Here is a 23,599-nt window from a genome sequence, read left to right on the forward strand (position 1 = left end):
TAAATTTAAGTGTAATAAAAATCATCCTTTTTAGGATGATTTTGTCATTTAAAATGATATGGTGCGAACGAATGGACTTGAACCATCGACCTCACGATTATCAGTCGTGTGCTCTAACCAGCTGAGCTACGCTCGCATTACACTATGAATTTTACCAAAAATTCATAGTTTAAGTAAAAAAATAAATAAAAACTAACGTTTAGAGAATTGACGAGCACGACGGGCTGCATTAAGACCAGGTTTTTTACGTTCTTTAACACGTGCATCTCTAGTCAACATACCTTCTGGTTTAAGTTTTTCACGATATGAATCACTAGCTAATAATAACGCACGAGCTATACCAAGACGAATAGCTCCAGCTTGTCCGCTTAATCCACCACCACGCACATTAACAAAAATGTCAAAAGTTCCTTTTGTATTTGTTAATACTAATGGTTGTTCTGCATCTTGAATGTATAAATCAGAAGTTAAATAATCTTTTGCTTCTCGATTATTAATAACAAATTTACCAGTTCCGGTTTTTAAAGTCACACGAGCTGTAGAAGATTTACGACGACCTAGCCCACGATATTCTATTATTTTTGCCATTCTATCTTACCTCTAAACTTTCTGGTTGTTGTGCTTGATGTTTGTGTTCTGGTCCTGCATAAACAAAAAGATTTTTACGTTGTTTATTTCCTAATTTTGTATGAGGAATCATTCCTGAAATAGCTTTTTCAACAAGTGCTGTAGGTTTTTTTACTCTTAATTTAGCAGCATTAATTGATTTTAAACCACCAGGATAACCTGAATGATGATAGTAAATTTTATCTTCTTCTTTATTAGCTGTTAATAATATTTTTTCAGCATTGATAATAATTACGTAATCACCCATATCAGCATTTGGTGTAAAAGTAGGTTTAGTTTTGCCTCTTAAAACTGAAGCTACAAATGCGGCTAAACGACCTAAAACTTGTCCTTCTGCATCTACAACGAATCATTTTTTGTTAGCCTTTTCACGGTTTACAATTGTAGTTTGTCTCACGATTTTCCTCCTAATAGTTAGTTTTTATTTTATATGTATCTTTAAAGACTTATTTTTGACATTAAAATAACGTTTTTATTATATAACAAAATAAAAAAAGCAATATAAATATAATTAAAATCTCATAGTATTGATTTTTAAAGGTTAAACATGATTATTTTTAATTAAAAGTAATAAAATTTTTAATATGAAAAACATACGTAAATATTTTCCTTTGCTTAAAAAAATAACTTTTTTAGATAATAGTGCTCTTTGTCAAAAACCAATACAAGCAATAAATAAAGAAAAATCTTTTTATCTTGAATATGCAGTAAGTACAAGAACCAGCGATAGTTCAATAGGAATTAAAAATAATTTAATTATTAAAGAGGTAAAAGAAAAAGTTAAAGAATTAATTAATGCCAATAAAAATGATTATATTATTTTTACTTCTGGAGCAACAGACTCATTAAATAAAATTGCCTTAATGTTAAAAGATAAAATACAAAGCAATCAGGAAATTTTAATATCTGCTTATAATCATTCATCTAATATTGCTCCTTGAATTAAAATTGCTAAAGACAAAGGTGCTACTATCAAATTTAGTGAAAATATACTTGAAGATATTAATGAAAATACAGTTATTGTTGCAATAAGTCAAATTTCAAATTCATTTTATCATCCAATAAATATGAAAAAAATTAAAGAAAAGGCACAATTGTATAATTCAATCATAGTTAATGATGCAGCTCAAGCTGTTGTAAGTGAAAAAGTCGATATGGAAAATAGTGATATTGTAGTTTTTAGTACAAATAAATTTTATGGACCTACAGGTTTAGGAATTTTAGCAATCAATGATAAAGTTCAAAAATTAATTGATCCTGTTTTTGTAGGCGGGGGAACAATAGATAGAATTAATAATTGTGAATTAACCATTAAAAATGGTGAAATTGCTTTTGAACCTGGTACACCTAATTTAGCAGCTATTTACATGTTTGATGCTGCCTTAGATTTTTTTAAAAAATATATAAATTATGAAAATACTAAAATTAAATTAACTAAGTTAACTAAATATTTATACAAGCAATTATTAGAAATAAACAATTTAGAAATTTATACACCTATTGAAAGTCATATTATTATTTTTAATATTAAAAATATTTCTGCACAAGACGTAGCGCATTATTTAGCTACACAAAATATTTATGTTAGATCTGGTATTTTTTGCGCACAGTATTTAAAAAATATTAAAAAAGAAAACTCCTTTGTTAGAATATCTTTAGGAGTTTATAATAATTATAATGATTGTAAAAAAATAGTACAAGCTTTAAAAAACGGAGGTGATTTTCTTGTTTTATAATCAAAATCAAAAAAGAGATATCATAATGCAACATTACAGATATCCTATTTTTAAAAAAAATATTAAAAATGATTTATTAATAGAAAAATTTGGCGAATCTTGTAGTGACTATTTAAAAATAGAATTTCAAATTTGTAATAATACTTTAACCGATATTTGATTTGATGGAAACGGTTGTGCTTTTTTTATAGCTTCAAGCGATATTTTAATAAAACAAATTATTAATAAAAATTTAAATGAAATTCATTATATATTAAATTTATTCGAAAAATTAATTTTGGGAGATGAATTACTTAGCGAAACCGAGAAAGAAGAATTAAAAGAGTTGATGATTTTCGAAAATGTCAAAACACATTTTAATAGAACGCATTGTTGTTTAATGTTGCAACGTTTATTAAAAAATGAATTAAATAATAAAAATGAATAAAATAATTTTTCATATAGATTTTGATTCATATTTTGTAAGCGCTCATAGATCTAAAAATCCCTTTTTAAATAATAAACCTGTTGCAATAGGAAAGAAAACATATAAATCAATAGTAACTTCAATAAGTTATGAATTAAAAAAATTAGGAATTAAAGCAGGAGATCCAGTTAATTTAGTAATTAATAAAGAACCAAAAACTATTTTTATTCAACCAGATTTTAATCTTTATTTAGAAATATCTAATAATATTTTTGAATATTTAGCCATTAAATATTCAAAAAAAATTGAAATTTATTCAATTGATGAATGTTGAATAGATATAACTAATAATTTAAAGAATAAATCAGCATTTCAAATGGCAAAAGAAATACAAAATAATATAATGAAATTTTTTAAAATTCCTATTTCAATTGGTATATCCTATAATAAATTTTTTGCTAAAATGGCTACTACTTTAGCAAAACCCTTTGGCATAAAAGAAATCAATGTTTTAAATTTTAAAGAACAATTGTGAAATTTAGATTTAAAAGAATATTTTGGTATAGGCAAGGCATTATTACCTAAATTAAATCAATTAAATATATGAACAATAAAAGATCTTGCTATACAAAATCCTTATAATCCTTTATTATATTCTATTTTAAAATCAAAAACAAAAATTTTAATTGATCAAGCTAATGGTACAGCTGATGATGTAATTAATACTAATAATAATCATCCTAAAAGTATAGGAGTGGATTTAACGTTTGATCATTATGATTATGATAAAAATGATTTAATTAATATTTTAAAAGAAATAACAAATAAGATATGTTTGAAGGCACAAAAAAACGATTTAGTTAGTGATACGATTTATATTAATTTTCGTTATATGGACAAAAAATGAAAAGGTAAACAATACAAATTAACAACATATTCAAATGAATTTAATTATATTTTTAAATATGTTTCGATATTATTTGAACAAATGTATCAAAATCAAAAACTAAAAGGTATAGGAGTTAAAATTTTAAATGTAAAAGATATTGATTTGGTGTCCATTCCTATTCCTTTATTTGGTAAAGAAAATAATAACAATTATAACAATACAAAAATAAATAATCAAAAAACTAAAAAAATAAAAAATATAGTTCAATTAATTAATAAAAAAACAAATAGTTCAGTAACTTATTTAGCTTCAAAATTAGAAACTAATTCTAAATTATTAAAAAAACAAACTAGATTTTTTAGTGAAAATAGTTATGAAAATACAATATATAAGGATAAAAAATGAAAATAGCATTATTTGGTGGATCATTTAACCCAATACATTCTGGACATATAAAAATAGCAGAATTGGCTATTAAAGAATTGAGTTTAGATAAATTAATATTTATCCCAACTGCAACTAATCCTTTCAAGAAAAAACAAAAAAACGTTTCTGCAGTAGATAGAATAAATATGATTAAACTAGCGATTGAAAATAAAGAAAAAATGACTGTTTCAGATTTTGAAACTAAAAGAGGTGGTATTAGTTATACTTTTGAAACCATTAGATATTTTAAAAAGAAATATCCTAATGAAGAATTATTTTTTATAATGGGTAGTGATTTGTTAGGCAAATTACATAAATGAGAATTTATTGAGGAAATAGCATCAAGTGTTCAACTTGTAGTTTTTAAAAGAACTAAAAAAATAGCAAAAGAAAATATTAAAAAATATAGTATAAAAGTTTTAAATAATCCCTTATTTTTTGAATCTTCCACAGCTATTAGAAATGGCGCTTTAGAGCAAACTCCAAAAAAAGTGAACGAATACATTGGTAAAAATTATTTATATGCTTTTGAATTAGTTCATATGATACTTAAAAAAGATCCTAAAAGAGCAAAACATTGTGTAGCTGCTGCAGAATTTGCTGTTAAATTAGCAAAAGTTTTAAAATATGATGCTAAAGTTGCTTATCATGCTGGACTTTTTCATGATATTGCTAAAAGATTTAATCAGGAATATTCATATCAATTAATCAAAAAATATACTAAAAACTATAATCAAAATAACTATCCTGCTCATGTTTTACATCAAATATGTGGTGCTTTGTGAATAGAAAAAATTTATAAAAATAATAATCAGGATTTAATTAGAGCAATAAAAGTTCACACCACTTTAGATTTAGAATTAACATTATTAGACAAAATAATTTTTGTTGCAGATAAAATTTGTGATGGTAGAGCTTTTGAAGGAGTACAAAAATTAAGAAAATTAGCACTAGAAAATTTTGATTTGGCTTTTGCTAAAATTGTCAAATTAAATTATGAATTTAATATTAAAAAAGGCATCAAACTATCATCAGAAGCTGAAAATATTTATCAAAAATGGATGTTAAAAAATGAATAATAACAATTTAATAAGAATACAAAAATTAATAGCGCAAAGTGGTTTTTGTTCCCGTAGAAAAGCAGAAGAATTAATTCTAGCTAAAAAAATAAAAGTTAATGGATCTTTAGCTCAAATTGGACAATTAGTTTCTGTAAATGATCAAATTACAATAAATAATCAAATAATTAATTTAAATAATCAAAATAACTTTGTTTACTTTTTGTTAAACAAACCTAAAAAAACAATCACCACTACTAAAGATCCCTTCAAAAGAAAAACGGTCATAGATTTAATTGATATACCTTATAGAATTGTTCCAGTTGGCAGATTAGATTATGATACAACAGGCGTGTTATTATTAACAAATGATTTAGAAATGGTAAATAAACTAAGTCATCCTAAATATGAAATTAAACGTATTTATCGTGCTAGAATAAATGAACCATTAACATTAAAGGAGTTTAAACTAATTAACAAAGAAGTTTTAGTTAATGGAAAAATTTCAAAACAAATTGTTGATCAAGTAGCTGATAAATCTTACACTGTAGAATTACACGTTGGTTCTTATCATCATATAAAAGAATTATTTAAAGTATTTAATAAAAAAGTTATAAATTTAAAGAGAATTCAATATGCTAATTTAACAACTGAAAAAATACCTGAAGGTTATTATAGAAAATTAAAATTAAAAGAAATTAAAGATTTAAAAACAATTATAAGAATACAAGAAGAAAGACTAAAAAAAATTAATGAAAAAAAGAAAATTAATGAAATTTTTAGTAAGTAGCACATTAATATTTCCTACTTTAATAGCAGCTAAATGTCAAAGTAGTTTTTATGATACTAATCAAGTTTTAGAAGCACAATATAGTCAAGAAATGCATCAATTAGTTATGCAATATAGAAATAATTATCAAGAAATAAAAGATTTTTTTGATTTAAATAATATTAATAAAAATCATGCTTTGACTTTTTTTGAAACCAGAAGAAAAAATAGTAAAAACATCAGTAGTTTTTTAGTTAAAAATTTAATTGATAATATTGAAATATCAAATATTTTAAAACAAGACAATCAATCAAAAGATATAGGATATTATGAAAATCAAAAATGAATTTCTCTTAAAGAAACAATGCATACAATAATAGAAGATTTAAGTCTAAATGAAAATGATTTTCAGTCTAATTTTTTAGCATATGTGGATCGTTTTGAAAAAATAAACAAAGAAATGTATAGTATCATCGAAGACGCAGCTAAAGGTTTTAACAATTGACAAGTTAGCAAATTCTTAAATTTATTTTTAAATGATGATAATAATGACTGACCACTTTTTAATAAAGCAAAAAACAAAATTGAAGAGCGATTAATTTTTAAAGATCATATTAATAGTTTTATTTTAAATTTAGAATTAGAATTAGAAAATAAAATTTTTAATAAACAATTGAAAAATATTGATTATAGTAAGTTAGGATTTTTGCCTAATAGTGATAATACTTTTGGACATTTACACGCCATTATAAATTTATGAAATGAATGAAATAGTATGACGTTTTTTTACTATGAGAATGATATTATTCAAACTGATAATAATAATCAAATTATAAAAATTAATAATTTTGTAAATGATTTCAAAAATTTAAATTCTAAAAATAATTCAATAATTATTAAAAATATTGAAAATCAACAAGAATTTAAATTGTCTGAATTTATTAAACAATTAGAAATTATTTTAAATGAAAATCCAATTGAAATTTTTAACAATAAAAATGAAAAAGATATTTTTACAAATACTCTTTTAATACCATTTGAAAATCTTTTAAAAATAGCTAAACAAATAAATTTATTAACTAAAAATTTGGATTAACAAAAAAATAGCAAATTTTGCTATTTTTTTTAATTTAAAATCCTTCAGGGAAAAGAGCAGTTGTTTTATCATTAGTATTATCAAAACCAATGGCAAACATTACTCTTAAATTACTACGATATGAATCTTTTTGTTTTGGATATAAACTGTTATTAGTAGAATCAATAAGATTATAAGCATAAGTTACAAAACTATTATCAATGTTTGCAACATCGGTTGATAGTAAAAATGGAGCAAATCCTGAAGAACCAAGCAAATCACCGGCTTGAGTTCTTGAGCTAATAACATTGTAAATTCCAACCATTTGTCCAAAATCATTATAAACTAATGATCCTGAAGCACCATAATAAAGAGAAGAAAAACTAATTGTATAATTTGGTCCATATGATGCTCCAACTAAATTATTAAATGCTGTATCTAATCTAAATTGATATGCATCCGCAGTGAAACTGCTTTGGTTTGCTCCATAAGCAAATCTTTCATTAAAAGGTGGTAAAAAATCATTAGTTTGATTATTATTACGTTCAAGTGGATTATTATGTGAAAATCTAGTCACATTATTTAATCTTGGATATCCAGCTATATATAAATCTTGTGCGTTAGATAATGCAAATTCATATATGCCATCTTTTTTATTCATATTTTTAAATTTAGAATAATAATCTAAAGTTTGCATATACTTAGAAATATTTTTATCTTGATTTGGTAATTCATTTGTGTCTGCAAGTCTTTTTAAATATTTATCAAGTGCACTAGTTGCATCATTAATTCATTTTTTAAAAGTTTCATCAGTTTTTTCTAAATCTATATCTATTGAAAAAACAGCAAAATCAACATATAAATTAGGATTTTCTCCTTGTGTTTTTCAATTTTGATATTTTGTTTGATAATTAGTATCTCATGAATTAAGTTTCAAATAATTTTCAGCTTTTTCTTTAAAAACTGTTTTTAATTTTTCCTTATATGCTGCTGTTGCTTCTTCTTTCATAAAATCAATGGCAGCAAAAATTAAAGTAGGATTACTTAATGCTTGAGTTTTAGTAGTTCTTCATTTAGTTTCCCCAAAACCTACATTTGATGAACCAGTCATTTTATCGCTATTAGTATAATAACTAACTAATCCGCTTGTTTCTAAGGTATTATTTGCTAAAGTTTCTAATTTAGGATTAGCAGCTTTACCTAATGCAATACCTACTAAAGTATTACCGGTAGGATCAACATATTGAGGAAATTTTTTACTATTTTCTTCACTTAAAGTATTTGCAAAATTATTTAAAACATGAATATTAGATGCTAAAAATAGTTTTAATTTGTTACTATTAGATTTTGATCTATGATAATCTAATAATCAAGCAGTACCTTGACCACTAGCAACATCTACACTTCCAGATTTTTCATGAAACAAAGTTTGAATAGAAAAAGAACGATCATATATTTCTTGATATATTTCGTGAGCATTAACTTTTTTATATTTGCTTACATAATCAGGATATTTATGATATTGACTAACGTTAGGTCTAATAAATTGAAAATTAGGTGGAAGAGTAGGAATGATAGGTTTATTTTCTTTTTCTTCTTCTTTTTTGTCATTGTTAGTATTTGTTTGTAAATATTTATCTGCTTCTTGAATTAAAGCAACAAGTATTTGATTATGATTAACAACATCACTTTTGCTTGATTGATTATTCAAAAGATTATCAGCTTTATTTAATGCTTGTGTAATTTTTTCATTCAAGACTTTATTTTCTTTTAATTTTTCATTTAATTGATAACCTGCTAATGTATCTTTATAACTTTTTAAGTTATTTAAATCATTTTCATTTGCAAATTCGATTTGATTATTATTTTTTTCTTCTTTTGTATTTGAATTATCTTTTTCAGTAGATTTTGAAATATTATTTTCATCTGAATTTGAATTATTTGGCGATAAACTGGCTAAATAATTTTTAACATTTTCAATGTTTGTGTCAAATTCTTGATTTAAGTTTATAAATTCAGCAATAGTGGTTTTGTTATTTTTAATAAAAGTGCTTGCTTTATTTAAAAATGACGTTATAGATCTATACAAATTATTATCATTTGCTAATTTAGTTAAATTTTCCTGTCTTAATTTATATAATTCTTGATATTTAGTTTGTGAAATTTGTCTTTGATTATTTAAATCATTATTATTTTCATTGTTATTGTTATTTTCACATGCCACAATAGAAAATATTCCTATAGTAGATGTTAAAGTGCTCAAAGGCAATAAAATTTTTTTAAATTTGGTACTTTTCATAATAAAATTATAATTAATTTAAAATAAAAAAACAAAATTCTATGAATTTTGTTTTTCATTTTTTTCTGAATTAATTTCATTATTATCAAACATTTGAGTCTGTTTTTTTAAATTATAATAAGTTTCTAATAAATAAGTTTCTCTCTCGTCATCACTTTGGCCTAAACTTAAAACTACCATAGATTGAATTTGTTGAAATAATGGATCGGCTTGAATTTCGGGACTGATCATCGATTTTCTACCTAAACGATCATTTAAAATAATTTGGCAAGTATCATAAGCTATATTATCCAACATGGTATAAAACATTTTAGTTCCTTCGTCAGTATACATTTGATAAGGATTTTTTTGTGCGTATTGAACTAAATTAATATTTGAACGTAATTTATCCATGCCATCAATATGATTTTGTCAATAACGATCTATAGTTGATAATAAATAATGTTTTTCTAAACTTAAAAATATATTATCATCCATAGTATTATTTTTAGCATTAGTTTCTCATTCTTTAAAATTAAGTAAAAATTTTTCAAGTAAATATTCACTTAATTCATTATCTGAAATTTTTCTTAATTTTTTATATTCAAGTTGAAATTCTGGTTTAAATAAGTTAAAGAAATTACTATTAATATAACTAACTAAATTTTCATAATCTAAATGATTATTTTGTAATTTTAAATCAGAATTATTTAAAATTACTTTTACGACATTATTAAACATTCTTTCAATGATAAAAGATACGTTATTATTGGTTAAAATTAAATCTCTTTGAGCATAAAATAAATCTCTTTGTTGTCTAATAACATCATCATAGTGTAAAACACTTTTTCTACTATCATAATTGAAACCTTCAATTTTCTTTTGAGCATGTTTGAAGCCAAATTGTAAATTCTTATTGGTAATTTCTTTATTGCCTTCTTTTTCATAAGCTTTTTTAAATTCTTCATAATTAGAAAAACGTTGCATCAATTGATCATCTAAAGAAACATAAAATTTAGAAACGCCCGGATCTCCTTGTCTACCAGATCTACCTCTTAATTGATTATCAATTCTACGGCTTTCAGCACGATCTGTTCCAATAACATATAATCCACCTAATTCAATAGCTTCTCTTGAAGGTTTAATATCAGTTCCTCTACCTGCCATATTAGTAGCAATAGTTACAGATTTAACTTGTCCAGCTTGAGAAATAATTTCAGCTTCAGAAGCATTTTGTTTTGCGTTTAACACAGTGTGAGGAATATTAGCTTTTTCTAAATAGTAATGTAATTCTTCAGAATCTTCAATTTGAGCTGTTCCAATTAAAACAGGTTGTCCTTTATCATATAATTGTTTAACTTTATTAGTAACAGCAATTCATTTGGCTTGTGAATTGGCAAAAATAGCATCAGGCAAATCTCTTCTTTTTATTGGTTTATTAGTAGGCACAGGATTAACTCTCATATTATAAATATCAATAAATTCTTGTTCTTCTGTTTTAGCCGTTCCTGTCATGCCACATAGTTTATCAAACATTCTAAAGAAATTTTGATAAGTAATAGTTGCTAAAGTTTTAGTTTCTGGTTCAATTTTAACCATTTCTTTAGCTTGTAAAGCTTGTTGCAATCCTTCAGAATATGCGCGCCCTTCCATTATTCTGCCTGTGAATGCATCAACTAATTCAATTTTGCCTTCTCTAACAATATATTCAACATTGTTTTTCATTACTTTATGAGCTCTTAAAGCATTTTGAACTCTATGAACAATTTCAGAATTTTCTATATCATATAAATTATTAATTTTAAAATAATTATTAGCCTTGTTTATACCACTATAAGTCAAAGAAATTGCTTTAGATTCTTCATCGATTTCATAATCATTTTGATTTAAAATTCTCACAAATTGATCCGCTAAATAATATAAATGAGTATCAGAACCTTCGCCACCAGAAATAATTAAAGGTGTTTTTGCTTCATCGATTAAAATTGAATCAGCTTCATCGATTAAACAAAAAAATAATCCTCTTTGTACTTTTTCAGCCAAAGTATTTACCATATTATCTCTTAAATAATCAAATCCTAATTCAGAATGCACGGAATAAGTAATATCACATTGATAAGCTTTTCTTTTATCTTCAGGATTCATTTGCGCTTTATTAATACCAACTGTTAAACCTAAGAAATTAAAAACTTCTCCCATTTCTAAAGCATCACGTTCACTCAAATATTCATTAACTGTAGAAACAATTGCTCCTTTACCATATAATGCATTTAAATAAACTGGAGCTATAGAAGTAATAGTTTTTCCTTCACCTGTTTTCATTTCAGCAATACTACTTAAATCTAATAAAACTCCACCAATCATTTGTACATCGTATGGTCTTTTACCTAAAACTCTTTTTGTAGCTTCTCTTGCTACTGCAAAAATTTCCGGTCTAATTTTATCTATATTTTCCTCATTAGCTAAACGAATTTTAAATTGTTCAGTTTTATTTCTTAATTCTTCATTAGATAACTTAGCAATAATAGGTTCATAATCATTAATTTTTTTTAATGTTTTTTCTGCAATTCTCATTTCAGTCGATTTGATATTTAAAAAATTCATAGTATTTTAATTTTACCTAAATTATGATAAAGAAAAATAAAAAACGAAGTAAAAGACTTCGTATTTTAATATTTATTACTATTTTTTTGTCTTTCTAATTTTTGAGCTAATTGTTGTTTTTCTAAAGGTAATTTAATACGATATAAATAATCTTTAATAGCTTCATTAAAACCATCTTGTTCTAAACGAGAAGTATAATATTTATAATTTAAATTTTTAATTGAAGGATAAGTATATGAAAAAGCAAATTTATTAATAAAATCTTTTTTAAATAAATTATTTGCTAACAACATAACATAATCTAAATTAATATTTTTTTCTTTTAAATAATTTAAAATTTTATCTTTATCTTTATAATTATTAACAATTAAAAATTCTATATTATTAGTTTCTTTTATATTTATTCAATTATTAATTTTTTCCAAAGATTTATTGTGTAATATTATAATTGCTTTAATTTCTTTTTCTTTGTTATTCATCTATTTGATTATTAAACTTTCATGTGTCATTTCTTCAGATTTTTCAATATTCATATAATCCAATATTGTAGGGGCGATATTAGCTAAAATACCATTTTTTAATTGTAAATTTTTATCACTTGTTATTAACATAACAGGACTTTTTGTATGTTTTGTAGCTGGATTACCATTTTCATCTTCCGTAATTTCTGCATTTCCATGATCCGCAGTGATAAAAATAGTTATATTTTGTTTTTCTGCTCAAGTTCACAAACGTTGAATCTCTTTATCTAATACTTCTATTGCTTTTATTGTCGCTTTTAAATTACCTGTATGACCTACCATATCAGGATTTGCAAAATTCATAATTGTCAAATCATAATCTGCTGCATTATTTATTAATTCATCAACTATTTCTTTAGCTGACATTTGTGGTTCATCCGCATAACTATTAACTTTTAAAGATGGCACCATAATTCTTTTAGAATTTTTATATTCTACATCTATACCACCATCCATAAAAAAAGTCACATGAGCATATTTTTGTGTTTCTGCAACTCTTAATTGTTTTAAATTATTTTTTTCTAAAACTTTACCAATGGGGTTAACTACTTTCATTTCTTCAAAAGCTATTTGAGTATTTAAACCTTCATATTTCATCATCGAAACAAAATTATTTAATTTAACTAAATGTTTAGCTTTTACTTGATAAAGATTTGAATCAATAAACAAATGAGTTAATTGTCTTGCGCGATCAGGTCTAAAATTGAAAAAGATTATCGAATCATTATTTTCTATGAATTTTGCATTTAAATTAGATGCAGGAATTAAAAATTCATCTGTTCTATTATTTGAATATTCATTATTAATATAATCAATTGCATTTGTAAAAGTTACATCAGATAAACCCAACATTGCATTATAGTGTTGTTCTACTCTATCAAACATTTTATCTCTATCCATGCCATAAAATCTTCCACCTAATGAAGCAATTTTATATGAATATTTTTTGCATAATTGATCAACTTTATTTAAAGAATTTAAAATTGATTTTGGCGCTACGTCTCTGCCATCACCAAATAAATGTAATGAAACATTTTTTACTTTATTTTCATATGCTAAATGCATTAATTCAAATAAATGATTTTCATCTGAATGCACACCGCCGTTGCTTAATAAGCCAATTAAATGTAAAGTAGTATTATTTTTTTTAACATCTTCAAAAACATTTAAAAAAACTTTGTTTTTATGAAATTCTTTTGTTTTAATTTGTTGATTAATTAATGATAATCCTGTGTAAACAATTCTACCTGCTCCTATGTTTAAATGACCTACTTCAGAATTGCCCATTTGATCAGTCGGTAAACCTACATATTCGCCGCTTGCTTGAATAATAGAATTAGGATAATTAGTAAATAAATTATCAAAAAAGGCGGTGTTAGCTTGTTTAAAAGCATTTCCTTGTTTTTCCTTACGTAATCCTAAACCGTCAATAACAACTAAAATCACTTTTTTATTCATACATTCCTTTATATATTAGTAACTTAAAAAATCTTGAATAATTAATTAATATTAATTATATTTTATTTTATAATGCATAAAAATGATAACCTATAAAAGATGAGTTATTTAAATTTATTTTAAATTTTACATTATATATAATGTATATATAGTATATATACAAACGTTTAAATTAACTTAGGAGTTAATATGTCATATAAAGCTTTATACCGTAAATATAGACCCCAAAAATTTGAACAAGTTGTTGGACAAGAGCATATAATCAAAGTCTTAGAAAATATTATAATTAGCAATAATATAAATCATGCTTATTTATTTAGTGGCTCTAGAGGTGTAGGTAAAACTTCCTTAGCTAAAATTTTTGCTAATGCTATAAATTGTATTCATACCAATATACCATATGATATTTGTGAAAATTGTTTAGAAAAAAGCGCAAATAATTTGGATATTATTGAAATGGACGCTGCTTCAAACAATGGTGTAGAAGAAATTAGAATGTTACAGGAAAAAATCGAACATTTACCTACTGTTGGTCGTTATAAAATATATATTATTGATGAAGTACACATGTTAACTAAAAGTGCTTTTAATTCCTTGTTAAAAACTTTAGAAGAACCTCCTTCACATGTTATTTTTATTTTAGCTACAACAGATGCTCAAAAAATACCATCAACTGTTTTATCAAGACTACAAATTCATAATTTTAAAAAAATAACTAATAAACAAATAGAAAATCGTTTAAAAGAAATTTTTGAAATTGAAAAAATACAATATGACAATGACACTCCAGCATATATTGCTCGTTTGGCTCAAGGAGCACTAAGAGATGCGTTATCTATTGCAGAACAAGCTATTGCTTATTGTGATAATAATTTAACTTTAAAAAGTGTCACTGAACTTTTTGGTATTGTGGAAAATAGTAAAATAATTAATTTTTTTAATGCTATATATAAACATGATTATTCATATGTTATTAATACATTTGATGAATTTAAAAACAATAATGCCGATGCTAAAATACTCGTAGAAAATTGAATAACGGTTTTAAAAGATTATTTAGTATGTAACAAAACAAATAATTTAGATTTTAGTGAAATACTTTTAGAAAATGATTTCGAATTAATAGAATTCAATACAATTTTTGCTTATGAAACATTAGAATATTTATATCAATTACTTAAAAGTTTATATAATCAAAATAAACCTTATGATTTAATATATTTTAATTTATTTAAAATTATGAACAGGCACAATTCATTTTTAGAAACAAATGATTCATTAATAAAAAAGGAAAAAATGCAAGAAAATAGAAATTCTCAAAATGATCAAACTAATAAAGTTCAAGAAGAATTAAAAATAAATAATAATTCAGTAGAAAAAGAAATTAAAGATATATTAGAACAAAGTCAAGAATATATTTTGAAATATAATAACGCAAAAGATGATATTAAAAATATTGAAAATGAAATTTTAACTTTCAACGATGATTTAGACGATGAAAATTTAGAGAATCCTTTAATATCTACTGAAGAATTTGACATTAATCAAAATAGTGATGTTACATTGCCATTATTAAAAACATATACTAATGATAAAATTTTTAAAAGTCAAATTGATGATGAATTACTCGAAAAATTATTTGCTTTACATTTTTATGATAAAAAAGTTTTAAATCCAAATAATAAGAATGATCAAATAAAAACTATTTTAGAAAATAGTAAAAATTTAATTACTAATTTAGAATGTAATGATTTTATTAAAGCAATTAGTACAACAGAATTAAAAGTATTAGCAAGCGCTAGTAATTTTATATTAATACACGGTAATAGTAAAGTTGAAAATAAAATTTTAAATTATTTACAAGATAATTATCAAAATGAAATTATTCAAAGAGAATTTTTTCAAAAGTTATTTAAAAAACAATTACATCTATTTATAACATCTTCTGCTGATAAAGATCGAATAAAAACCATTTTTAATAAAGTTAGCATGTTTTCTAATAAAGAATTAGAAAAATATAAACCTTTAGAAAATTTACAACCACAAAAAAATAATTTTGTTTTAAAATTATATAACTTAATTTCAAAAGGAATCAAAGGAGAAAAATAATATGGATCAAGGATTATTAAGAAAATTACAAAAAATTCAAAAAGAAGCCGAAATAAAAGAAGAAGCATTTTTAGAAAAAACTTTTTCTATTGAAAAACAAGGCATAGAAGTAATTGCAAAAGGCAGCAAACAAATAGTATCAATTAGAATCAAAGAAACAATTTTATTAGACCCTGAAGATGCAGAAACTTTAGAAGATTTAATTACTTTAACAATTAATGATTTATTTTTACAAATTGATGAAGAGCATCAACAAATAATGCCTAATATACCTGGTTTTGGTTTTTAATATGAAAATAAATAGTATTGAAAATTTAATAAACAAATTAACTCTTTTTCCTGGTATTAGTAAAAAACAAGCGGAAAAAATGTCAAATTTTTTGCTTATTAAAGATCAAAATTATTTAAATGATTTAATAAATTCTTTCGAACAAATAAAAAAACGTTTATCTTTTTGTAATGATTGTAATTATATAAAAGAAGATAATATATGTTTAAATTGTAAAAATTTGACTTTTAATAATGAAATATTAATGATTGTAGAAAGTATACAAGCGGTTAATAAATTAATAAATAATCAAATATTTAGTGGTATTTTTTATGTAATGCCATATTTAATCGACGCTAAAATGCAAGCAAATGATAATAAAACCGAATTTGAACATTTAATTAATTATTTATCTAAAAATAAATTTAAAGAAGTAATTATTGTTTTAAGCCCTACGTTACAAGGTGAATTAACAACAAATTTACTAATTAATAAACTTAATCAAGAAAATATTAAATGTTCTAGAGCTGCTATTGGAATGCCAATTAATTCAAATATAGATTATTTGGATCCTTTCACAATAAAAGAATCAATAATCAATCGTAAGAATAAATAATTGATAAGGTGGTAATATGTTTATAACTTTTGAAGGTTTAGATGGAAGTGGTAAAACCACAACAATGAAATTATTAGCTCAGAAAATTAAACAAAATTTTCCTAAAATTGAAATTTTAGAAACAAGAGAACCAGGCGGTCATGGAATAAAAGAAGCGGAAAAAATAAGAGAATTAATACTGGATAAAGATAATGAATTATCACCTATTACTGAAGCTATGTTGTATTCTGCATCAAGAAGAATACATTTAGATAAAGTAGTTATTCCTGGATTAACTGAAAATAAATTAGTTCTTTGTGATCGTTATATTGATAGCTTTTATGCATATCAAGGAATAGCTCGTAATTTAGGTTTAGATTTTGTTACTAATTTAACAGAATTAACTATTCAAGGTATTAAACCTCATATTACTTTCTTTTTAAACATTGATCTTAATTTAAGTAGAACAAGACGTTTAGAAACAAGAACAGATAAACCTAACCGATTAGATTTAGAAAGTGAAGATTTTCACAAAAAAGTTTATTTGGGTTATCAAATATTAATAAATCAAAATCCTTCTAGATTTGAAATTATAGATGCTAGCAAATCTATTGAAGAAGTTGTAAATAATATTTATGAAAAATTAATTAATAATGAATTATTTAAAAATAAATATATTAAATAAAAATGTTCACATATTTAAAAATAGTAAAAAATTCATTAAAAAATGAAAAATTAAATCATTGTTATTTACTTAAAAGTTATGAATTAATTGATTTTAATTCTGCAATTATAAATATTATTAATTTAATCACAAATATTAATCTAACATCTTTAGATGAACAATTATTACCATCAAATATTAAAATTTTAAATGCAGAAGATAAAAATTTAACTAAAGATAATATTAAAAAAATTTTTGAAACTTTAAATATTATTAGTCATAATAAAAAGATTGTAATTCTTAAAAATATTGAAAATGCTTCAATTCAAGCTCTTAACACTATATTATTAACTTTAGAAGAACCTAGCCAAAATGTTTTATTTATAATAACTACAAATAATATAGAAAAAGTTTTACCAACAATAAAATCTCGCGCAATAATTCTAAATATTAGAAATGACGATTTTAAAGAAATAGCATATTTAAAACTTAAAAAAGAAAAATTTGATAATATCGAGATAAATTTTATATTACAATTATTTTCATCAATAGAACAAATAGATAAATATATATCAAAAACTAATTTAACTATAGTTAGTGATTTTTTTAAAATATTAAATTCTAATATCAACAATATATATCTTTTTTTAAGTAAATATAATAAAAAAGATCTTTTTGATATTGCCTATTTATTAATTTATAGCCTTAGATTATTAGCTTTTGAAATTTTTGTTAATAAAAAATCTGATTATCCAGAATGGTTTGTTAAAAGCAAATTAAATTTATCTAAAAATTCTTTTAATTTTGAAAAAATATTTATTTTATGTGATTCATTTTTAAATGAAACACATAAATCAACATTTAATATCTTTTTACAATTAGAAAATTTTCTAATAGAATTAGTGAGATTATGAAATGAGTAAAATTTTTTTAGTAGCAACACCTATAGGTAACATGAAAGATATTACATATCGTGCGGTAGAAACATTAAAAAACGTAGATTATATTGCATGTGAAGACACAAGAGTGGCACAAAAATTACTTAATTATTGAAATATACAAAAAAAACTTTTCATATATAACAAATTTAATGAAAATAATTCCGCAAAAGGTTTAATAGATTTAATTTTGAAAGAAAATAAATCTTTAGCATTAATTTCCGATTCTGGAATGCCTTTAATTAGTGATCCAGGATTTAATCTAGTTAAATTAGCAAGAGAAAAAGAAATTGACATAGAATTAATTCCAGGTGTAAATGCTGCAATAACTGCAATGGCATTGAGTGGTTTTACAAACGAATTTGTTTTTCATGGTTTTCCTAAAGAAAAAACACAGCAAAAAAAAGATCAATTAGAGAATTTAGATCTGAATTTTTCACATATTTTTTACATCGCTCCGCATAAACTAATTAATTTATTAGAATTAATAAACAATATTTGAAAAGACAAGGCAAAATTATTTCTTTGCAAAGAATTAACTAAAATTTATGAACAACATTTTTATGGAACTGCTGAAGAAATTTTAAATGATTTAACAAAAAGAAATATTAAAGGCGAATATACTTTAGTCATTTATATAAAAAGTGAAAAAAAAGTAAAAATTAATAAATACGCTAGTTATAGTAAAGTAGATTAATCTACTTTTTTTATTTTTTTATATATTAATATATAATTTAAAAAATAAATTCTTATAATTCCTAAAATTAATTTATTTACGCAAATAATGGAGTTTACTATGTATAAAAATCATATTAATATTTTTGCTTTAGGTGGTTTAGATGAAAATGGAAAAAATTGTTATGTTTTAGAATATAATGACGATATTTATATTATAAATACCGGTACAAAAATTCCAATTAATTCTAAAAATGGCGTTGATACTTTAATACCTAATTTTAATTATTTTATAAAAAATAAAGATAAAATTAAGGGTATTTTTATAACTGATGTAAAAAATGAATCTTTTAGTGCATTACCATGATTATTAATGTCTATTTCAGGACAAACTATTTATTCATCCGAATTTAATTCAATAATGATACAAGATCGTTTAGAAAAATATAAAATCAATAATCCTGATTACAAAATTCAAGTAATCGATAAAATTACCAAAATAGGGGAAATTTTTGTTCAACCTATTGAATTGGCTGGATCAATGCCAGGGCACATAGGTTTTAATTTTATAACTCCACAAGGTGATATTTTATTTTTATTTAATTTTATTGAAGCAAATTTAGGAATTTATGGTAATTTAAATTTTACAAATCTAGCTAAAAATTTTAGTAAAAGATCATTATTAGCATTAATTGTTGATTCTGGAAGAGCAAATTATCCTGGAAAAGCTGTTCATAAAATTCAATTACCACAGTCAATTAAAGAAACATTTTTAGAAACTAAAAGCGACCGAAGAATAATTATTGGCGCATATGATGAAGAAATGGCGTCAATACAACAAATTTTAAATTTAGCCATTGAAACAAAAAGACCAGTTATTGTTTACGGAAAAACTTATGCTCAAGCTCTTAACATAATTAAAAATAAATTTCCACAAGTTAAATTTCCTAAAATTTTAGACCATAACAGTATAAGTAAAACTAATAATGCAGTAATTTTAGTTACAGGTTCAGTAGAAAGACTATATAGTAGATTTTTAAGAATAACAAGTAATAATGATGTATTTTTAACATTAAAAAACACAGATGTTGTTATTATTTTAGCACCTCCTATTAATGGTTTAGAAAGTCAAGAAGCAATAATGCTGGATGAAATTACCAGAATTACTTCAAATCTTTATGATGTTAATACAAACGAATTTTATAGACATAGACCAGCAAAAGAAGATCTTATCAATTTGGTTGATTCTCTAAAACCTAAATATGTTATTCCTGCTCAAGGTTTATATCGTTATTTGGTAAGTGCACAAAATATTTTGACAGAAAAATTAAATATCAAAGATAACAAATGTTTATTGTTACAAAATGGAAAAATAGTTCATTTTGCTGATGGTAAATTAATTTCGACTAATGGAAAAATTAAAGAAATTCATGATACTATAATTGATGGTTTTGGTGTAGGAGATATTTCCTCTGAAGTTATTCTCGAAAGAGAATTACTAGGAAGAGATGGCATTATCTTAGTTTCTGTATTATATAATTCTAAAACTAAATTATTAAACGGAAAATTACAAATGAATTTTGTTGGTATTTTTGATAAAGAAACTAAGAAAATAGCTAAAGAATTAATTAAAACTACTATTTTAAAAATTATTGAAAATGAAACATTCGATGGTTTAAAAACTTTTCAAAATAGAGCAAGGCAAGTAATAAGAAAAAAAATATTTAAAGTTTTTGATAAAGAACCAATGATAATAGTTTCTTTAGTACAATCAAATAATTAAAAAAAACTTGTTTTAACAAGTTTTTTTTAATATTCTAATTTTCTAAAAGATTAATAGTTTGAATTTTATTTTTCATTTTATTAATAGTATTTAATGTCAACAAAACAGCATTGAATTGAGACTTATTTGGAGAAATTTTAAATTTAGCATTTTTTTGATATCTCATTTTTTGATATACTTCATCAAAATTAGCACCAATTGCACTATTTAAAGGTCCACACATACCAACATCAGTAATATAACAAGTAAATTTTGGTAACAATCTAGCATCGTTTGTTTGTACATGCGTATGAGTACCAACTAAGGCATCAATTTTACCATCTAAATATAAGCCTAAAACATTTTTTTCACTTGTAGTTTCTGCGTGAAAATCTACAAAATGAAAATCTGTTTTTTCTTGATAATTAATAATATTATCAATACAATCAAAAAAATTATCTGCATACTCTTCTTTTCATGGAGATAATAATTTATTAAATGTTATACCCATTAAAGAAGTAATTCTTATAGTTTTATTTTTAATTTTAACAATTCTTGAACCCATTCCTGGATATGAATTAGATATATTAGCCGGTCTAGAAATATCATTGTTATTTATAAATTCTAAAATCTCTTCATTAGCTCATACATGATTACCAATTGTAAAATGATTAACACCCATTTCTTTTAATTTTTGATAATCATTTTTATTAAAACCTTTTCTACCGGAAACATTTTCCGCTTGAGCAATAATCATATCAAAATGATATTTTGTTTTTAGATTTGGTAAAAATTTTTCTAAAATTTTTATTCCTGGAAAGCCAAATATATCACCTATAAAAAGTATTTTTATTTTTTTATTTTTCATAAATCTTTTCTACATATATTATAAATATATAATTCTTTTTTATTTTTTCTTATAATTATTATAATTATAAGAAAATATGAATTTTAGCTTACAAATAAAATATGAGATTTTAAAGAAACAAAAAACTAAAGATCAAATATATGATTTTTTAAAAGGTTTTATAAGTTCAAAGGTAATTTTTGACATTCATAAAAATATCTTATTAGTAATTAGGGATAAAACCATAAGAGAAAATATCATAAACTTTTTGAATATTTTAAAAATTACATTTACTCAAGAAAAAACAAATATTATTATATTAGCGAAAGAATTTAATTTAAACGAACAAATTATTTATTTAAATAGTTTTTTTGCAGGTTTTTTTGCAGGTAGTGGGTCAATAAATAATTTAAACAAAACTTCTTACCATTTGGCTATTAATTCTAATTATGAAATTTTTATTGATCAAATACAAAAAAAATTAAACACATATGATTTTGGTTTTGTAAAAATGTTTTATAAACAAAAATATATTTTATATATTAAAAAACAAGAAAAAATTTCCGATTTCTTAAAAGCTATTGAAGCAATTAATTCTTATTTTATTTTTGAAGATTCAATAATTACAAGAGATTATCAAAATAATATAAATCGTTTAAATAATATAGATTATTCAAATATAGAAAAAATAGTTAATGCTCAAGAAAAATATCTGGAATTCATAAATTATATTAATGAACATAATTTAAAAGAAAATTTTAAGGAAGATGAATTAGTTTTTTTTGATTTAATTAAAAATAATATTGGAGAAAGTTTAAATAACTATACTTTTTTATTACAAAAATATAATATACATAAAACTAAGGCGGGATTAAATCATTGATTAATAAAATTAAAAAAAATAGTTAATGAACATAAGGAGAAAAATTAAATGTATTTTATTTTTTCAAATGATTTGTATCAGATAAATAAACAAATTCAAATAATTCAAAAAGAAGAAAATATTAATACTAAAAAAAGATATTATTATGAGAATATTAATTCTTTAATTGAAATAATAAAAAATCTAAATCAAGAGATTTTATTTTCTTCTAAGGAATTAATAATTATAAATAATTGCAATTTATTAACAAGTAATAAATTTAATAAAGAAGAAATTTTTATAATAAACCAATTTATAAATTCTATTAAAAATAATAATAACATTTTAATATTTGTTAATCAAATTAAAAAAATGATGTGTTAAAAAATATATTTACTGAAGAAATATATTTTTCTAATAAACAAATAAAAGTCTTTGAATTAAACGAACTTGATATTAAAGAAAAAATTAATTTAATACTGCATAAAGCTGAGAAAGCAAAAATTCAAATAAATTATTCTAATGTTTTGCAATTAGTTAATAAAGTTAATGATGATACAATGAGATTAATTAATGAATTTGAAAAAATTGCGTTAGTAACTAAAAATATTACTATTTATGAGATAAATGAACTTATTGTTTCAAGTATTAACTTTGATCCTTTCGCATTTATCAATTCCTTAGAACAAAAAAAATTAAATATTATTTGAGATCAATATTTAAAAAAAATTATTGCAGGGGAAAATATTACAATGTTGATTTATCAAATATCTCAAAATTTAATTATTTGTAATCAAATGTATTATTATTTAAATAATAAAAAAATTTAGAAACATATTCTCAAGAATTCAAAATTAATTTATATAGAGCTAAAAAAATATATTCATTATTAAATAATTTGTCAATTAATAAAATACAAAATATGATCAAATATTTAGCAGAATTAGATAGAGAAATTAAAAAAGGCATAGTAAATGAAAAAATAGGTTTTGAACTTTTTTTAATAAAATTTTTTCATTAATTTTTAAATAA

Annotated in this window: 24 protein-coding genes and 1 tRNA gene; 17 read left to right on the forward strand and 8 right to left on the reverse strand. The window is 22.8% G+C overall.

All coding sequences use genetic code 4. The annotated features are described in order from the left end of the window. Positions 1–59 precede the first annotated feature (59 nt). From NPA14_RS01860 to rplM, 3 genes are all read right to left on the reverse strand, one after another. Positions 60–136, reverse strand: a tRNA-Ile gene (locus tag NPA14_RS01860). A gap of 56 nt (positions 137–192) precedes the next feature. After that, on the reverse strand, positions 193–588 hold the full coding sequence (gene rpsI / locus NPA14_RS01865; protein ID WP_257075689.1) for a 30S ribosomal protein S9: 396 nt from the start codon (positions 586–588) through the stop codon (positions 193–195). A 1-nt stretch (position 589) separates the two neighbouring features. Then, complete coding sequence (rplM, locus tag NPA14_RS01870) at positions 590–1,024, reverse strand: 50S ribosomal protein L13 (protein WP_257075690.1); 435 nt, start codon at positions 1,022–1,024, stop codon at positions 590–592. A 187-nt stretch (positions 1,025–1,211) separates the two neighbouring features. Here rplM and NPA14_RS01875 point away from each other — a divergent pair, with 187 nt between their 5' ends. The 6 genes from NPA14_RS01875 to NPA14_RS01900 are packed head-to-tail and all read left to right on the forward strand — an operon-like array spanning position 1,212 to position 7,007. Then, positions 1,212–2,363, forward strand: a complete 1,152-nt coding sequence (locus NPA14_RS01875; RefSeq protein ID WP_257075691.1) for an aminotransferase class V-fold PLP-dependent enzyme — start codon at positions 1,212–1,214, stop codon at positions 2,361–2,363. A 25-nt stretch (positions 2,364–2,388) separates the two neighbouring features. Further along, positions 2,389–2,790 carry an iron-sulfur cluster assembly scaffold protein gene (locus NPA14_RS01880; protein WP_257075692.1) on the forward strand — a complete coding sequence of 134 codons (402 nt, stop codon included), beginning with the start codon at positions 2,389–2,391 and terminating at the stop codon, positions 2,788–2,790. Next, positions 2,783–4,069, forward strand: a complete 1,287-nt coding sequence (locus NPA14_RS01885) for a DNA polymerase IV (RefSeq protein WP_257075693.1) — start codon at positions 2,783–2,785, stop codon at positions 4,067–4,069. The genes NPA14_RS01880 and NPA14_RS01885 overlap by 8 nt, the downstream gene beginning before the upstream one ends. Continuing rightward, positions 4,060–5,163, forward strand: a complete 1,104-nt coding sequence (locus NPA14_RS01890) for a nicotinate-nucleotide adenylyltransferase (protein WP_257075694.1) — start codon at positions 4,060–4,062, stop codon at positions 5,161–5,163. Before NPA14_RS01885 ends, NPA14_RS01890 begins: the two co-directional genes overlap by 10 nt. Continuing rightward, positions 5,156–5,932 (forward strand): pseudouridine synthase, encoded by a 777-nt coding sequence (locus NPA14_RS01895; protein WP_257075696.1) that lies wholly within the window; start codon positions 5,156–5,158, stop codon positions 5,930–5,932. Before NPA14_RS01890 ends, NPA14_RS01895 begins: the two co-directional genes overlap by 8 nt. After that, positions 5,895–7,007: an MAG0770 family lipoprotein gene (locus tag NPA14_RS01900; RefSeq protein ID WP_257075698.1), complete on the forward strand. Its 1,113-nt coding sequence runs from the start codon at positions 5,895–5,897 to the stop codon at positions 7,005–7,007. The genes NPA14_RS01895 and NPA14_RS01900 overlap by 38 nt, the downstream gene beginning before the upstream one ends. Positions 7,008–7,041: 34 nt before the next feature. Here the strand turns inward: NPA14_RS01900 and NPA14_RS01905 are convergent, their stop codons facing one another. The 4 genes from NPA14_RS01905 to gpmI all read right to left on the reverse strand — a co-directional run bounded on the left by NPA14_RS01905 (position 7,042) and on the right by gpmI (position 13,847). Next, entirely contained in the window at positions 7,042–9,285 is a 2,244-nt protein-coding gene (locus NPA14_RS01905) for an MIP family Ig-specific serine endopeptidase (RefSeq protein ID WP_257075700.1), read from the reverse strand. Positions 9,286–9,324: 39 nt separating this feature from the next. Beyond that, positions 9,325–11,868, reverse strand: a complete 2,544-nt coding sequence (gene secA / locus NPA14_RS01910; RefSeq protein WP_257075702.1) for a preprotein translocase subunit SecA — start codon at positions 11,866–11,868, stop codon at positions 9,325–9,327. 65 nt (positions 11,869–11,933) lie between these two features. Continuing rightward, positions 11,934–12,347: a hypothetical protein gene (locus NPA14_RS01915; protein WP_257075704.1), complete on the reverse strand. Its 414-nt coding sequence runs from the start codon at positions 12,345–12,347 to the stop codon at positions 11,934–11,936. Further along, a complete protein-coding gene (gpmI, locus tag NPA14_RS01920; protein WP_257075705.1) occupies positions 12,348–13,847 on the reverse strand; it encodes a 2,3-bisphosphoglycerate-independent phosphoglycerate mutase in 1,500 nt (499 codons plus the stop codon). A 189-nt stretch (positions 13,848–14,036) separates the two neighbouring features. Here gpmI and dnaX point away from each other — a divergent pair, with 189 nt between their 5' ends. The 7 genes from dnaX to NPA14_RS01955 all read left to right on the forward strand — a co-directional run bounded on the left by dnaX (position 14,037) and on the right by NPA14_RS01955 (position 20,879). Continuing rightward, positions 14,037–15,956: a DNA polymerase III subunit gamma/tau gene (gene dnaX, locus NPA14_RS01925; protein WP_257075707.1), complete on the forward strand. Its 1,920-nt coding sequence runs from the start codon at positions 14,037–14,039 to the stop codon at positions 15,954–15,956. A 1-nt stretch (position 15,957) separates the two neighbouring features. Next, positions 15,958–16,245, forward strand: coding sequence for a YbaB/EbfC family nucleoid-associated protein (locus NPA14_RS01930; RefSeq protein ID WP_257075709.1), 288 nt, complete (start codon positions 15,958–15,960; stop codon positions 16,243–16,245). A gap of 1 nt (position 16,246) precedes the next feature. Further along, entirely contained in the window at positions 16,247–16,840 is a 594-nt protein-coding gene (locus NPA14_RS01935) for a toprim domain-containing protein (protein WP_257075710.1), read from the forward strand. Between the two features lie 16 nt (positions 16,841–16,856). Continuing rightward, positions 16,857–17,504 carry a dTMP kinase gene (gene tmk, locus NPA14_RS01940; RefSeq protein WP_257075711.1) on the forward strand — a complete coding sequence of 216 codons (648 nt, stop codon included), beginning with the start codon at positions 16,857–16,859 and terminating at the stop codon, positions 17,502–17,504. 2 nt (positions 17,505–17,506) lie between these two features. Then, positions 17,507–18,406 carry a hypothetical protein gene (locus NPA14_RS01945; RefSeq protein ID WP_257075712.1) on the forward strand — a complete coding sequence of 300 codons (900 nt, stop codon included), beginning with the start codon at positions 17,507–17,509 and terminating at the stop codon, positions 18,404–18,406. Continuing rightward, on the forward strand, positions 18,399–19,118 hold the full coding sequence (gene rsmI, locus NPA14_RS01950) for a 16S rRNA (cytidine(1402)-2'-O)-methyltransferase (protein WP_257075714.1): 720 nt from the start codon (positions 18,399–18,401) through the stop codon (positions 19,116–19,118). Before NPA14_RS01945 ends, rsmI begins: the two co-directional genes overlap by 8 nt. A gap of 99 nt (positions 19,119–19,217) precedes the next feature. Then, positions 19,218–20,879: a ribonuclease J gene (locus NPA14_RS01955; RefSeq protein ID WP_257075716.1), complete on the forward strand. Its 1,662-nt coding sequence runs from the start codon at positions 19,218–19,220 to the stop codon at positions 20,877–20,879. A 34-nt stretch (positions 20,880–20,913) separates the two neighbouring features. Here NPA14_RS01955 and NPA14_RS01960 read toward each other — a convergent pair whose 3' ends face one another. Further along, positions 20,914–21,726: a TIGR00282 family metallophosphoesterase gene (locus NPA14_RS01960; RefSeq protein WP_257075718.1), complete on the reverse strand. Its 813-nt coding sequence runs from the start codon at positions 21,724–21,726 to the stop codon at positions 20,914–20,916. A 76-nt stretch (positions 21,727–21,802) separates the two neighbouring features. On the opposite strand from NPA14_RS01960, the gene whiA reads away from it, so the two are divergent. Genes whiA through NPA14_RS02940 form a run of 4 tightly spaced genes read left to right on the forward strand, consistent with a single transcriptional unit; the run spans position 21,803 to position 23,588 of the window. Then, positions 21,803–22,636: a DNA-binding protein WhiA gene (whiA, locus tag NPA14_RS01965; RefSeq protein WP_257075720.1), complete on the forward strand. Its 834-nt coding sequence runs from the start codon at positions 21,803–21,805 to the stop codon at positions 22,634–22,636. Further along, the gene (locus tag NPA14_RS01970; protein ID WP_257075722.1) at positions 22,637–22,951 is read left to right on the forward strand and encodes a hypothetical protein; all 315 of its coding nucleotides are present in this window, start codon (positions 22,637–22,639) and stop codon (positions 22,949–22,951) included. It begins immediately after the preceding gene. Continuing rightward, positions 22,945–23,397: a hypothetical protein gene (locus NPA14_RS01975; RefSeq protein WP_257075724.1), complete on the forward strand. Its 453-nt coding sequence runs from the start codon at positions 22,945–22,947 to the stop codon at positions 23,395–23,397. The genes NPA14_RS01970 and NPA14_RS01975 overlap by 7 nt, the downstream gene beginning before the upstream one ends. After that, positions 23,394–23,588 (forward strand): hypothetical protein, encoded by a 195-nt coding sequence (locus NPA14_RS02940; RefSeq protein ID WP_373456868.1) that lies wholly within the window; start codon positions 23,394–23,396, stop codon positions 23,586–23,588. Before NPA14_RS01975 ends, NPA14_RS02940 begins: the two co-directional genes overlap by 4 nt. The last annotated feature ends 11 nt before the right edge of the window (positions 23,589–23,599 follow it).

Source organism: Mycoplasma sp. 1018B (genome assembly GCF_024582675.1).
In the GTDB taxonomy this organism is placed as follows: domain Bacteria; phylum Bacillota_I; class Bacilli_A; order Mycoplasmatales; family Metamycoplasmataceae; genus Mycoplasmopsis.